The organism is Sphingomonas sp. PP-F2F-G114-C0414, from assembly GCF_003688595.1.
Classification (GTDB): domain Bacteria; phylum Pseudomonadota; class Alphaproteobacteria; order Sphingomonadales; family Sphingomonadaceae; genus Sphingomonas.
This window is the reverse complement of the sequence record NZ_RCWT01000011.1, coordinates 401,833-415,674: the sequence shown is the minus strand read 5'-3', so window position 1 is coordinate 415,674 and position 13,842 is coordinate 401,833. Positions and strand designations below refer to the sequence as shown.

At 66.3% G+C, this 13,842-nt stretch carries 12 protein-coding genes; 4 read left to right on the top strand and 8 right to left on the bottom strand.

All coding sequences use genetic code 11. The annotated features are described in order from the left end of the window. Positions 1-24: 24 nt before the first annotated feature. The 3 genes from C8J47_RS11015 to C8J47_RS11005 all read right to left on the bottom strand — a co-directional run bounded on the left by C8J47_RS11015 (position 25) and on the right by C8J47_RS11005 (position 5,104). Positions 25-1,434 (bottom strand): M20/M25/M40 family metallo-hydrolase, encoded by a 1,410-nt coding sequence (locus tag C8J47_RS11015; RefSeq protein WP_121885869.1) that lies wholly within the window; start codon positions 1,432-1,434, stop codon positions 25-27. Between the two features lie 59 nt (positions 1,435-1,493). Beyond that, positions 1,494-2,318: a retroviral-like aspartic protease family protein gene (locus tag C8J47_RS11010; protein ID WP_259467492.1), complete on the bottom strand. Its 825-nt coding sequence runs from the start codon at positions 2,316-2,318 to the stop codon at positions 1,494-1,496. A gap of 362 nt (positions 2,319-2,680) precedes the next feature. Then, positions 2,681-5,104 carry a ligase-associated DNA damage response DEXH box helicase gene (locus C8J47_RS11005; RefSeq protein WP_121885868.1) on the bottom strand — a complete coding sequence of 808 codons (2,424 nt, stop codon included), beginning with the start codon at positions 5,102-5,104 and terminating at the stop codon, positions 2,681-2,683. Positions 5,105-5,196: 92 nt separating this feature from the next. On the opposite strand from C8J47_RS11005, the gene C8J47_RS11000 reads away from it, so the two are divergent. Both C8J47_RS11000 and C8J47_RS10995 read left to right on the top strand, forming a co-directional pair. Continuing rightward, entirely contained in the window at positions 5,197-5,802 is a 606-nt protein-coding gene (locus tag C8J47_RS11000) for a hypothetical protein (protein ID WP_121885683.1), read from the top strand. A 252-nt stretch (positions 5,803-6,054) separates the two neighbouring features. Then, positions 6,055-7,053 carry a ligase-associated DNA damage response exonuclease gene (locus C8J47_RS10995; RefSeq protein WP_121885682.1) on the top strand — a complete coding sequence of 333 codons (999 nt, stop codon included), beginning with the start codon at positions 6,055-6,057 and terminating at the stop codon, positions 7,051-7,053. 254 nt (positions 7,054-7,307) lie between these two features. On the opposite strand, the gene rpoN is transcribed toward C8J47_RS10995, so the two are convergent. From rpoN to C8J47_RS10970, 5 genes are all read right to left on the bottom strand, one after another. Continuing rightward, positions 7,308-8,810, bottom strand: a complete 1,503-nt coding sequence (gene rpoN / locus C8J47_RS10990; RefSeq protein ID WP_121885681.1) for an RNA polymerase factor sigma-54 — start codon at positions 8,808-8,810, stop codon at positions 7,308-7,310. Positions 8,811-8,963: 153 nt separating this feature from the next. Further along, a complete protein-coding gene (gene lptB / locus C8J47_RS10985; protein WP_056054439.1) occupies positions 8,964-9,746 on the bottom strand; it encodes an LPS export ABC transporter ATP-binding protein in 783 nt (260 codons plus the stop codon). A 111-nt stretch (positions 9,747-9,857) separates the two neighbouring features. Continuing rightward, a complete protein-coding gene (locus C8J47_RS10980) occupies positions 9,858-10,415 on the bottom strand; it encodes an LptA/OstA family protein (protein WP_056054443.1) in 558 nt (185 codons plus the stop codon). A gap of 5 nt (positions 10,416-10,420) precedes the next feature. Further along, entirely contained in the window at positions 10,421-11,089 is a 669-nt protein-coding gene (gene lptC, locus C8J47_RS10975; RefSeq protein WP_121885680.1) for an LPS export ABC transporter periplasmic protein LptC, read from the bottom strand. Next, positions 11,089-11,709 (bottom strand): ribonuclease D, encoded by a 621-nt coding sequence (locus tag C8J47_RS10970; protein WP_056054449.1) that lies wholly within the window; start codon positions 11,707-11,709, stop codon positions 11,089-11,091. Before C8J47_RS10970 ends, lptC begins: the two co-directional genes overlap by 1 nt. Positions 11,710-12,012: 303 nt before the next feature. Here C8J47_RS10970 and C8J47_RS19730 point away from each other — a divergent pair, with 303 nt between their 5' ends. Together C8J47_RS19730 and C8J47_RS10960 are read left to right on the top strand one after the other, a co-directional pair. After that, positions 12,013-12,882, top strand: a complete 870-nt coding sequence (locus tag C8J47_RS19730) for a cold-shock protein (protein ID WP_121885679.1) — start codon at positions 12,013-12,015, stop codon at positions 12,880-12,882. A gap of 24 nt (positions 12,883-12,906) precedes the next feature. Then, the gene (locus tag C8J47_RS10960; RefSeq protein ID WP_310886128.1) at positions 12,907-13,728 is read left to right on the top strand and encodes a glutaminyl-peptide cyclotransferase; all 822 of its coding nucleotides are present in this window, start codon (positions 12,907-12,909) and stop codon (positions 13,726-13,728) included. Positions 13,729-13,842: the final 114 nt, after the last annotated feature.

Below are 13,842 nucleotides of genomic sequence, written 5' to 3'. Positions count from 1 at the left end.
CCGAAGGGGCGAGGGACAGTGCACTCACCCCGCAAACGCCTTCACCAGGTCGAAGAGGTAGTCGCGGCCGTCATACAACGACGCCACCCGGATCCGCTCGTTGAGGCCGTGGATGCCGCCCATGTCCTTGTCGATGAAGACGCCGGGCGCGCCATAGACCGGGATCCCGATCGCTTCGAAGAAGATGCCGTCCGTCGCCCCGGTCGACATCAGCGGCAGGATCGGCAGGCCGGGGAAGTGCTTCGCCGCCACCTTGGTCACGGGCCCCATGATCTTCGGGTCGAGCGTCGGGGGGATCGCGGTCGGGCGCACCGGCTGGTTCGCCGTCACCGTCACCTTGGCCCCCGCCAGCTCCTTCAGCTTGGCGAGCGTGCCCTCCACCGTCTCGCCCGGAAAGATCCGGCAGTTGATGTTCGCGGTTGCGCGCTGCGGCAGCGCGTTCTCCGCGTGACCCGCGTTCAGCAACGTCGCCACGCAGGTCGTGCGCAACGTCGAATGCATCGCCTTGTCACGACTGACGATCGCATCCGCCGTCTTGTCCTCCGGATTCGCAAGCAACCGCGTGATCGCATCCCCCATCTCGCCCGGCATCGCCTTCGCACTCGCCGCGAAGAACGCCTTGGTCGTATCAGTGAATTTTACGGGAAACTCGTAGCCCTGGACTGCCTTCACCGCATCGGCGAGCTCGTAGATCGCGTTCTCGGGGATCGGCTGCGAGCTGTGCCCGCCCGGGTTGGTGGCGAGGAACGTGTAGTTCTGCGCAGCCTTCTCGCCGACCTGGATCGCCAGCAACTGGCGCTTGCCGTTGTCGTCGAGCCGCCCACCGCCGCCCTCGTTCAGCGCGAACTCGGCCGCGATCAGGTCGGGCTTCGACTTCGCCAGATATTGCGCGCCGTTCCACGCGAACGTCGTCTCCTCGCCGCAGGTCAGCGCCAGCTTGATCGTCCGCTTGGGTTTGTACCCGGACGTCTTGAAGCGGATCATCGCATCCGACCAGATCGCCGCCTGCGCCTTGTCGTCGACGGTGCCACGCGCGTAATAATAGCCGCCTTCCTCGATCAGCTTGAACGGATCGCGCACCCAATCCTCGCGCTTGGCCTCGACCACGTCGAGATGCGCGAGCAGCAGCATCGGCTTGATCGACGCGTCCGATCCCTTCAGCACCGCGACCAGCCCGCCGTCCTTCGGGTGCTCGGGCACCGAGAAATAGGTGATGTCGGCATCGGCATAGCCCGCCGTCTTCAGTCGCGCGCCGATCTGCGCCGCCGCCTGCGTGCAGCTGCCGGCGGACAGCGTCGTGTTGGTCTCGACCAGTTCCTTGTAAAGCCCGAGAAACGCCTTCTGATCGGGCCGCGACTGCGCCTGTGCTCCAACCGCCGTCGTCACGGGTGTCGTCAGAATTGCCGCCGTGAGTAACCAACCAGTCGCGCGCATCGTCGTCCCCTTTTTCGTTTGCGGACGAAGAGTTGCAGCGAACACGCGCGGACGCAACCTCAGCGGCGCTGCTCTCCGCGACGGCGCGTATCGCGCGGTAGCGTGAGCCGCACCTCGCGGTTGGCGAAGTCGATGTCGACGCGCCGAAACAATTGCAGCACGTCCATCCCCAGCAGCATCGCGGGCCGCTCGGCGAGGCCGAACAGCCGGAACGGCGGCGCGTCGACTGCGGTGAACGCCACGGGCAGGTCGCCGAGTGTGAGGCTGCCGATCGTCACGCGGTCGATCGTCGTGTACTCCGCCATCACCGTCTCGCCGGTGACGCCGGTCAGCGATACCGGTTGCGACGCCCCCGCGCTGCCCAGACCTTTACGCGTCACCCGCCGACGGAGCGCGCCGTTGGCCATGCTGATCGACGTACCGGTGTCGAGGATCACGCGGATGCGGATACCGTTGCAATAGGCGTCGGTGACGACGAGCTGCCCGAACAGGCTGCGCGCCCGGATGACGATCTCGTCGGAGGCTGCGTGGTCGCGATCACGGCGTTTGCGCGAGGGCGTGACGGTCATCGTCTTGGTGTCGAAGTCGATCGTCACGGCGTGATCCTGCAGCGTGTCGATCCCGAGCAGCCCGCGTGCGCCGAGGTTGATCGCGCTGATCGCCGGCGCTTCGATCGCCTTGCTGCCGATCACGCTCACCTTCAACGAGGGGATCATGACGGTGCCGATGCTGTCCGATCCGGTCATGCCGGTCACCCGGACGATTCGTCCGGGCGCGAGGCCGAGGGTGGCGGCGAGTTCGCGTGCGATCACGGTACGCTGCGCGCCGGTATCGACGATGAAGGGGAAGGGGCCTGCGCCGGCGATCGTTACGGGCACCGTCATGCGCGTTTCGTCGTCGCCGAACAGGAGCGTGGCGGGGTCGGGTTCTGCTGCGGATGCTGCACTGGTCGTGGGTGCAGCATTTGGCTGCGGGGGCGCTGCGTCCTGGGCGCTGGCCTGGGCGGCGATGCCTAGCAATAGAGGGGCCAGCCACCTGTGCATGCTGCAAATGCTGCGCTCATTCTATGGAGCGCGCAACTGTGGTTGTTAGGGAAGAATGCCCCGCTGAAACGCCACCACCCCGGCGAAGGCCGGGGCCCAACTGGGGGACGTTGCTAATGGGGGCGGCGCTTCGTTATGACCACCTTTCCAATTGGGCCCCGGCCTTCGCCGGGGTGGTGTGTTTGGGTGGGGAGAGGCGACTTTTAATCCGGCCGCATCGCGTCCGCGATCATCGCCTCCGCCTCGATCAGCAGCGCGTCGTCCGAGCTGTTCGTCGAGATCTTCTCGCGCCCGATCAGCGTCAGCACCGGCACCGCCAGCGGCGTCACCCGCTCCAGATCGACATGCACCATCGTCGCCGCCGCGCGATCGAGCAGCGACGCCAGCCGCCCGACATCGGTCATCCGCGCGCGCGCATCCGCCCACGCCGCCTCCAGCAACAGATGCGTCGGCTCGTATTTCCGCAGTACGTCGTAGATCAAGTCGGTCGAGAACGTCACCTGCTTGCCGGTCTTGCGCTTGCCCGGATGCTGGCGTTCGACAAGCCCGCCGATCACCGCGACCTCGCGAAACGCGCGCTTCAACAGGTGCGATTGCTGCACCCATTCGACGAACTCGTGTTCGAGGATATCGGCCGAGAATAGCGCTGCCGGATCGGTGATCTTTTCCAGCCCGTACACCGCCAGCGCGTAATCATTCGCGACGAAGCCGAGCGGCTTCAGCCCCTGCGTTTCCATCCGCCGGGTGATCAGCATGCCGAGCGACTGATGCGCGTTCCACCCCTCGAAGCTGTACGCGACCATGTAATGCCGGCCCTCGCGCGGGAACGTCTCGACCAGCAGCTGGCCGGGCTCGGGCATGACCGATCGATACGCCTGCATCTCCAGCCATTCACGCACGTCGTCGGGGAAGCGCGCCCACTCGCCGGGGTGCGCGAGAAACCCGCGGACGCGGTCGGCGAGGTTGGTCGACAGCGGCATGCGGCTGCCGCCATAGGTCGGGATGCGCGCGGGTTTCGATGTCGCGCGCACGACTAGGTCCTCGAGGTCGATCTTCATCACCTCGAGGCTGAGGCCAGCGAAGAAGAACGTGTCGCCGTGGCTCAACTGCGCCGCGAACGCCTCCTCGACGCGGCCGAGCACGCGGCCATTGCCGAACCGCACGTTGAGCATCGTCGCCTCGACGATTATGCCTGCGTTCAGCCGGTGCTGGCCGATGAATTTGGGGTGGCTGACGCGCCACGTCCCGTCCGCGTCTTTTGTCAGCCGCTTGAACCGGTCATAGGCCTTCAGCGAATAGCCGCCGTCGCTGATGAAATGGAGCACGCGTTCGAACGTCTCGGTCGGCAGCGCGGAATAGGGGAGCGCGGAGCGAATCTCGTCGAGCAACGCAGCTTCGTGGAACGGGGCCGCGCAGGCGCACGCCATCACGTGCTGCGCCAGCACATCGAGCGCACCGACGCGGAAGATATCCGCATCGAGTTCGCCCGCCTCGACCGCGTCGAGCGCCGCGCGCGCCTCGAGATACTCGAACCGGTTGCCGGGCACGACGATCGCCTGCGATGATTCGTCGAGCCGGTGGTTGGCACGGCCGATCCGCTGCAACAGCCGCGACGATCCCTTCGGCGCGCCCATCTGGATCACGCAATCGACATTGCCCCAGTCGACCCCGAGGTCGAGGCTCGACGTCGCGACCAGCGCACGCAGTTTCCCCTCGGCCATCGCGTTCTCGACTTTTCGACGCGCTTCCTTGGCGAGGCTGCCGTGGTGAACGCCGATCGGCAGGTTGCCCGAATTCACCTTCCACAGATCCTGGAAGATGAGTTCCGCCAGGCTGCGCGTGTTGCAGAACACGATCGAGGTCTCGTGCGCCTCGATCTCGGCCATCACCTGCGCGGCGGCATAGCGGCCCGAATGCCCGGACCATGGCACGCGGCCTTCGGGCAGCAGGATCGCGATGTTGGGATCCGCGCCGGGCTCGCCGCGGACCATCGCGACCTGGTCGATGTCGCCATCGGGGGCGAGCCACGCGCGATAGCCGTCGGCATCCGCGACCGTCGCCGACAGCGCGACGCGGCGCATCCTTGGCGAGATCGTCTGCAACCGCGCCATGCACAGCGACAACAGGTCGCCGCGCTTACCGGTCGCGAACGCGTGGACCTCGTCGACGACGATCGTGCGGAGGTTCTCGAACATCGTGATGCTGTCCGGATAGCTGAGCAGCAGCGACAGCGATTCGGGCGTGGTGAGCAGGATCTGCGGCGGCTTGATCCGTTGCCGCGCCTTGCGGTCCGACGGCGTGTCGCCGGTGCGTGTCTCGACGCGGATATCGACGCCCATCTCGTCGATCGGAGTCAGCAGGTTGCGCTGGACATCGACCGCGAGTGCCTTCAACGGCGATACGTAGAGCGTGTGAAGCCCATTCGTCGGCGCCTCGATCAGTTCGGCAAGCGTCGGCAGGAACCCGGCGAGCGTCTTCCCCGCGCCGGTCGCCGCGACCAGCAGGGCATGATGCCCCGCGCGGCCTTCCGCCAGCATCTCCAGCTGATGCCGCCGCGGCCGCCAACCCCTCGCGACAAACCAGTTTTCCAAGGGGGAGGGAAGGTCGCTCACGGCCTGTTCACGCATTACCGCCATATGGGGGCGTCGCGCCGCACCGCTATGGACCGCGTGCGCGATGGCCGGCATTTCGGCCAAAGCTCTGTTGTGAAAGACGATCGGTGTCGCTTCTTCGTTATCTTCTGCCCCTGCCGTTGCTCGCACTTCTGCCGTTCGCCAATGCCACCGCCGCCGACAAGTCGTTCGTCGGGGGCGGCGGGATCGTCCGATTGTCCTACGCCTCCAGCCTGACGCCGACGCGCAATTTCGCCGGCCGCGCGCTGATGAACCGCGGCTGGCGCCAGATGTGGGACGGCGCGCCGGTCGGTCGCGGCGTCGGCATCGTCCGCTTCTGGGAGGTCGCCCGGCCGACCAACGGCCAGGGGCAAGTAACCGAGCTGATCCAGGTCGGCTTCAGCCGGAGTGCCGACGTGGTCGCGACGTGCGGCACCGCGGGACTGGTCTCGGGGAGCGCCAGGCGCCTGCCGAACCGGATGCTCGGCGGCCATCGCTGGACGGTCTATACCAATGGGGATGCCGGCATGAGCCAGCAGGTGAACGCGACCAATTTCCGCAGCGTCATCAACGGCGCCTGCTACGCGATCGACCGCGTGACATACGCCGTGAAGGCGGCAGCCCCGGCCAGCCGCAACGCACCGACCCAGGTGGTCGCGGCGGCGCGGATGGATGCGATCCTGGCGACGATCAAGGTTGGCGGGCGGCGGTAAGTGATCCTCCCCCGCCAGGGGGAGGATTGTTTGGGCTTGGGATTTGCACCTGAAAGTCTGATCCACCCTTCACTCCGTCATTCCCGCGGAGGCGGGAACCCATAATGGCTGGCCAAGCGGAAAGACTGCAGGCGCGCGTCTGGATCCCCGCCTGCGCGGGGATGACGGCTTGGGAGGTGCGGCAAATTAAGGCCGTTCGGTGGCCGTACGCTATCGACGGCACCGCATCCCAGCATCACGCGTTACCTGATCATGGCAAAACTCGGCGACTGGCTCGAACCGCATCCACACGGCATCCTCGTCAAGCCGATTGACGCCTGGATCGACCCCTCGATCCCGACCGCCAAGGCCCTCGTGACGCACGGCCACGCCGATCACGCACGCGGCGGTCACGAGGCCGTTTGGGCCACGCCGGAAACGCTCGCAATCATGGACGCGCGCTACGGCCGGCAAGCCGGCAACCCGGTCGCGTACGGCGAGACGATCCGCATGGGAGAGGTCGACATCGGCTTCGTCCCCGCCGGCCACGTCCTCGGCTCCGCGCAGATCGTGCTCGATTACCGAGGCGAGCGGATCGTCGTCTCGGGCGATTACAAGCGCCGCGCGGACCCGACCTGCACGCCGTTCGAACCCGTCAAATGCGACGTCTTCATCACCGAAGCGACGTTCGGCCTGCCGGTGTTCCGCCACCCCGACACCGGCGACGAGATCGACAAGCTGATCGCCGCGCTGCACGCCAACCCGGACCGCTGCGTCGTCGTCGGCGCCTATGCGCTCGGCAAGGCGCAACGCGTGATCGCCGAACTGCGTGAGCGCGGTCACGAGGCACCGATCTACATTCACGGCGCGCTGCAACGCCTGTGCGACCTGTATGCGGAACACGGCGTCAGGCTCGGCGAACTGCTCCCGGTGGCAGACGCGAAGAAGGCGGACATGGCGGGGCATGTCGTGATGTGCCCGCCCGGTGCGCTCAACGATCGCTGGTCGCGGCGGCTGCCCGACCCGATAACCGCGATGGCGAGCGGCTGGATGCGCGTTCGGGGCCGTGCGCGACAGAAGAACGTCGAACTCCCGCTGATCCTCAGCGATCACGCCGATTGGGACGAACTGATCGCGACGCTGACCGAGATCGCGCCGCGGGAAGTCTGGGTCACGCACGGCCGCGAGGACGCGCTGGTCCACTGGTGCATGACCCGCCAGATCAAGGCGCGCGCGCTGGCGCTGGTGGGGTTCGAGGACGAGGACGACTGATGCGGGCGAGGGCGTAGAGATGATTCACGCGAAGGCGCTAAGGCGCCAAGAGAAGAAGGGTTTTGCGCGCAGAGGCGCAGAGGGGTGGCGTTCTGCTCTATCGCCTCGCGTCAGCGAGACTTGCATCCCTTTGGCTGATCGAAGTGTGAGGCCTGCTGGCGCGGGAAACCGTCGCCAGGTTCGCACCTGCTCCGCGCGTCTGCGAGAACCCATTATTCTCTTCGCGCCTTCGCGCCTTCGCGCCTTCGCGTGAATCACCCTCCTTCGAGCGCTCGCGCACGCCGCCGCTGTACCGAACTCCCGATCCCCAGCGCCTCGCGGTATTTCGCGACGGTCCGCCGCGCGATGTCGAAGCCCTTGGCGTTGAGCAACTCGACCAGCGTGTCGTCGGACAGGATCTTCGCCCCCTCGGTGTCGATCAGCGCCTTGATGGCCGATTTCACCGCCTGCGCCGACACCGCCTCGCCGCCATCCGCCGACTGGATCGCGCTCGTGAAGAAGTATTTCAGCTCGTACAGCCCGCGCGCGCACGACACGTATTTGTTGCTCGTCACGCGGCTGACGGTCGATTCGTGCATCTCGATCGCGTCCGCCACCTGACGCAGCGTCAGCGGGCGGAGATGTGCGACGCCCTTCAGGAAGAATGCCTCCTGCTGCTTCACGATCTCGGTCGCGACCTTGATGATCGTCCGCTGGCGCTGATCGAGCGCCTTCACCAGCCAGTTCGCGCTCGCGAGACAATCCGACAGCCATGCCTTCGACGCCTTGTCCTGCTGCCCGCGCGACAGCTCGGTATAGTAACTCCGGTTGACCAGCACGCGCGGCAGCGTGGTGGCGTTGATCTCGATCGCCCAGCCAGCCTTGGTCCGCGCTACGAACAGATCGGGCGTGACCGACTGGGCAGGCTCGCCGCCATAGCGACACCCGGGCTTCGGGTCATACCCGCGCAGTTCGCGGATCATGTCCGCCATGTCCTCGTCGTCGACGTCGCACATCCGCTTCAACCGCGTCAGTTCGCCGCGCGCGAGCAGGTCGAGATTGTCGATCAGCCGCGCGATGCATGGATCGTAGCGATCGGCCTCGCGCGCCTGCAACGCGAGGCATTCGGCCAGATCGCGCGCGCCGACGCCGGTTGGATCGAACGTCTGGATCGTCGCGAGCACCCCCTCGACCCGGACTAGCGGTACGCCGAGCCGGTTGGCGATGTCGAGCAGCGACACGGTCAGATAGCCCGCCTCGTCGATCTGGTCGATCAGGTGCGCGGCGATGAACGCATCCTCGCGGTGGATTGCGGGGCCGGCTTGCGCGAGCAGGTGATCCGCGAGGCTGAGGCTGGTATCCGCGAACGCGTCGAGATCGGGTCCGTCCTCGCCACCCGCACCCCCCGCGCCCGCGCCCGCGCCGGTCATCGACAGCGCGCCGTCCATGCCGCTGCCGCCGTCGGCGATGCTGTCCTGCTGGTGGCTTTCGGTGGCGTAGTCGACGTCGAGTGTCGGTTCGTCACCTGCGCCCGTACCCGCGACCAGTTCGTCGGCGGCGACGCGTTCGTCGCGGACTTCAGCGACCGGTTCGCGGTCGGGGGCGTCGCTATCTTCCACCGCGCTGGCTTCGAGCAGCGGGTTGCGTTCGACTTCCTCGGCGATGAACCCCTCGATCTCCAGGTTCGACAGCGCCAGCAGCTTGATCGCCTGCTGGAGCTGCGGGGTCATCACCAGCGATTGCGACTGGCGAATGTCCAGGCGAGGGGCGAGGCTCACTAACTCCTCCCCTGCAAGGAGAAGTGGCGGCGCGAAGCGTCGACGGAGGGGGCTCGCGTCAGACGCTGCGTTTGCGGAAAGCCCCCTCCACCAGCTTTGCTGGTCCCCCTCCCCGTGCCGGGAAGGAATGGATGCGCGAGCTTGCTCATAGCTCTAAAGCGAGAAGCCTTCGCCGAGATACAGGCGGCGCACATTGGCGTCGGCGACCAGTTCCGCAGGCGATCCCGAGAACAGCACCCGGCCGTCGTAAATGATATACGCGCGGTCGACGATCTCGAGCGTCTCGCGGACGTTGTGGTCGGTGATCAGCACGCCGATATCGCGGCGCTTCAGGTCCTTCACCAGATCGCGAATGTCGGCGATCGAGATCGGATCGATGCCCGCAAATGGCTCGTCGAGCAGCATGATCGACGGATCCGCCGCCAGCGCGCGGGCGATTTCCGCACGCCGCCGCTCGCCACCCGACAACGCCATCGCCGGTGCCGCGCGGAGCCGGGTCAGCCCGAACTCCTCAAGCAGCGTGTCGAGTTTGCGCTGCCGTGCCGCCTTGTCAGGCTCGGACAGCTCCAGCACGGTCAGGATGTTCTTCTCGATCGTAAGCCCGCGGAAGATCGATGTTTCCTGCGGCAGGTAGCCGAGGCCGAGGATCGCGCGCCGGTACATCGGCAGCTTCGTGATGTCCTCGCCGTCGAGCATGATCCGGCCGGAGTCGGGCTTCACCAGACCCATCACCGAATAGAAGCAGGTCGTCTTCCCCGCGCCGTTGGGCCCGAGCAGTCCGACGACCTCACCGCGGCCGACCGATACCGACACGTCCGTCAGCACGACCCGCTTGTCATAGGACTTGGCGATCGAGACGACCTGCAAGCCGTTGCTGACGGGCGGCTCGGCGATCGGCTCTACGACCTCGATCGGGGGCAGCGTGGTGGCATCCATGGGATCAGGCCTCGCAATAATAGATTGCCGAACGCTTTACGCAGTCGCGGGTTGGCAGGAAACATGCATGAGCGCGCCGCCGGAGGGAAGCCCCCTCGGCACGCCTGCGCGTCAGTTGCGCTTGGGAACCGAGAAGGTGCCGCTGACCCGCCCGCCCGACTGAGTCACGGTGCCGCCACCGTTGGTCGCACCGCTGCTGCCGCCAACCGAGGACCCGTCGATCACCGCGCGTCCGGTGTCGAGGTTCATCGTCAACCGTCCGCCATTGACGACGTTGCCGCCCTGGTTGAGCGTCACCGCGCCCAGCATCGTGATCACGCGCTTGTTGAGATCATAGATCGCATATTGGCTCTTGGCGGTCTGGTCGGGACGTTTCACCGTCACGCCGCCCGACGCGTCGAGCCGCGAGACCTGCGGGTTTCCGCCGATCACCTGGCCCGTATACGCCACCGTCATCCGCGCCGAGTTCAGCGTCATCTCCGCCTGCTTGACCGCGACGTTGCCGGACAGCACGGCGCGGTTCGCCTTGTCCTGCAATTCGATATGATCCGCGCTGAAATTGATCGGCGCATTCGAATCGTGCGGCTGCTGCGCGACCGCGGTCGTCGAAAGCAGTAGGAGGGACAGTCCGAAACCGGCTGCTCCGAGCAAAGATGATGTGGCGCGCATGGCGGCTATTTCGGCCCTCTGGGTACGATCCGCAAGCGGGCATTGCCATCGAGCGTCACGGTGCGCTCTTCCAGGTTCGCGCGCAGCTTGTTCGCGCTGAACGTCCCCTGCTGGACGGTGCCGGTCGCAGCACCCCCGCTTTCGAGCGTGCGTGCCTTCATGTCGATCGTCGCATTGGTCGTCTTCAGGTCGTAGCCGCCCGCCGCGGTGGCGTTGAGCGGACCGAACAACTGCACCTTCTCGGTATCCATGTCGTAGCGGCCGGTGTTCGCCTTGATGTTGGCGGGGCCGTCGGTCAACTGGATCTGTGCGGCGAGCTGGTTGAGCTGGACGATCGGCTCGGCCGAACTCTTCTGGATCGCAGACTTGGCATCCAGCGTGAACGCCTGGCCCTTGGCATCCTCGCCGCGATATTGCGCCGATTGGATCTTCATCCGCTCCTGCGCGACGTCGACCTTGTTCTTGTCGAGCAGGAACGACACATCGCCCCCCGCGGTCAGCGGCGCCATGACCATCAAGGCCGCCAGCACGCCGATCGCGGTCGGCAGCGCGACGCGGGCAATCGCGACGAAGCGATCGTGGCTGCCACCGGGCGCGGCCCAGTCCTGCCGCGCGCTACGCACGCGACGGGCGACGGGGGAGGGCGGCAGTCCCGTGGCGGAGGGCGCTTCCATCAAGCGTGCGCGAAAATGTCGATTTCGGGCCAGCCGGCGAGATCGAGCGCGGCGCGGGTCGGCAGGAAGTCGAAGCACGCCTGCGCGAGCTCCATCCGGCCTTCGCGAATCAGCCGCTTGTCGAGTTCGGTGCGCAATCGGTGAAGGAAGCGTACGTCGGACGCCGCATAATCCTTCTGCGCCTCCGACAGCTCGGGGCTGCCCCAGTCCGACGATTGCTGCTGCTTCGAAATATCTTGGCCGAGCAGCTCGCGCACCAGTTCCTTCAGGCCATGGCGATCGGTGTAGGTGCGTATCAGGCGCGAGGCGATCTTGGTGCAATATACCGGTGCCGCGACGACGCCGAGGTAATGCTGGACCGCGGCGATATCGAATCGCCCGAAATGATAGAGTTTCACGCGCGCCGGATCGGCCAGCAAAGCCTTCAGGTTGGGCGCATCATAGCCGGCACCCGCGGCAAACCGGACGAGATGCTCGTCAGGCCCGCCATCGGAAAGCTGGACCAGGCACAACCGGTCGCGAGGCGTTATCAGCCCCATCGTCTCGGTATCGACGGCGATCGCGGCACCGGCCGCGAACAGGTCGGCGGGGATATCGCCTTCGTGAAGATGAACTGTCATGCCGTGGCCGTAGCGGTCCGCGACTGAACGCTCAATGGCCCAGTCACAGGCAGTGATGTCGAATCGGGCGATAACATGGCCCGCGTGCTCCGTGTGCGACGAGCCGTGGCTTACAAGCGACACCTGCGTCAGTATCGATCCAAATCGCGCACCTAAAGATCAGAATCTATTCGCGACGGCTTGTATTTTGCGCTACGGGTGTCCTCAAGGCGCAAAAGGTTTCGCGCTGGAAAACCTGCGTTCGTCGTCCGGCACAAGGGTTTTGAGAAATTTGCGGGCGAACCGGGAAGACGAACAGAGCTTATGGGTTTCGATAAAGGTGGCCGCGGGAACCGTGGCGGGCGTGGCCGCGACAAGCGCGACAGCTTCGGCGGCGGCGATAACGAGTTCGGCGGCGGCAGCAGCTTCGGCGGCGGTGGCGATCGGTTCGGCGGCGGCAGCAGCTATGGCGGCGGCGGTGGCTCGAGCTACGGTGGCGGCGGTGGCAGCAGCTACGGCGGCGGCAGCAGCTTCGGTGGCGGCAGCGGCGGCGGCGGTGGTTACCGCGGCGGCGGCGGTGGCGGCGGCTTCTCGGGCGGTGGCGGCGGCGGCGGTGGTCGCGGCATGCCTCCCCAGGTCGTCGGCGAAGGCACGGGCGTCGTAAAGTTCTTCAACGCGCAGAAGGGCTTCGGCTTCGTCGTTCGCGATGACGGCGGCGAGGACGTGTTCGTCCACATCAGCGCCGTCGAGCAGGCCGGCATGGTCGCGCTCGCCGAGGGTCAGCCGCTCGGCTTCACGCTCGTCGATCGCGGCGGCCGTATCTCGGCAACCGACCTAAAGATCGACGGCGAGCCGATGGCCGTCACCGATCGCGGCCCGCCGCGTGACCGTGATGCCGGCCCGGGCGCGCCCCGTGGTGGCGATCGCGACCGTGACGGCGGTGCAGGTGGCGCACAGCGTCAGCTCACCGGCGAGAAGGCGACCGGTACGGTCAAGTTTTTCAACGCGATGAAGGGCTTCGGCTTTATCCAGCGCGACGACGGACAGCCTGACGCATTCGTCCACATCTCGGCCGTGGAACGCGCCGGCATGGCGACGCTGAACGAGGGCGACAAGCTCGAGTTCGAGCTCGAGGTCGATCGTCGCGGCAAGTACGCTGCGGTGAACCTGAGCGCAGGCGGCTTATCCAGCTGACTGACTCAGAACGCTGATCGTACCGTGTTCGGTAGGATAAGGATTGCGGCCGGTCTTGCTTTGGCGGGATCGGCCGTTCTCGTTTCATCATCTTTGGTGTCGTCCGCAGCGCCCGCGCAAACGCAGCCGCCGCCCGAAACCCGCGTGCCGGTTCTGTCGGCGACGATCGTCGCGCGCTATCCGCACGACCGCACCGCGTTCACCGAGGGGCTGCTGTTTCACGACGGCGCGCTGTACGAGAGCACCGGGCAGGAGCGGCAATCCGACGTCCGCCGGGTCTCGCTCGCGGATGGCAAGATTCTCGCCAAGGCACGAATCGACCCTGCGCAGTTTGGCGAAGGCCTCGCGCTGTGGAAGGATCAGCTCGTCAGCCTGACCTGGCACGATGGCATCGCGCATCGCTGGGACGTCCGCACACTGAAGCCCAAGGGGCAGAACCGCTATACCGGAGAAGGCTGGGGCCTGACGAGCGACGGCGTGTCGCTGCTTCAGTCCGACGGCAGCCCCGCCATCATTTTCCGCGATCCGCTGACGCTGGCCGAGCGCCGCCGCGTGGCGGTGACGATCGACGGCCGGCCGTTGCGCGACATCAACGAACTCGAATATGTCCATGGTGCGCTACTCGCTAACGTCTGGCACACCGGCTTCCTGGTCCGCATCGACCCCAAGACCGGCAAGGTCGGCGCAGTGATCGACCTCCGCCCGCTGGTCGCCGAGATCGCTGCGACCGACCGCGAGGCGGTGCCCAATGGCATCGCCTGGGACGCCAAGGCCGACCGGCTGTTCGTAACGGGCAAATACTGGCCGACGCTGTTCGAAATAAAGATCGCCGCAGCACCGCGTTAAGCCGCGGCCGTGCCTTCTACAGCACTAGCGTTCCATGTTTTCCCGCGAGGCGGGAGCCCAGACTGGACTCCCGCCTCGCGGGAGAACATGGAAGCCGCCGACCGCCTTCTGAAC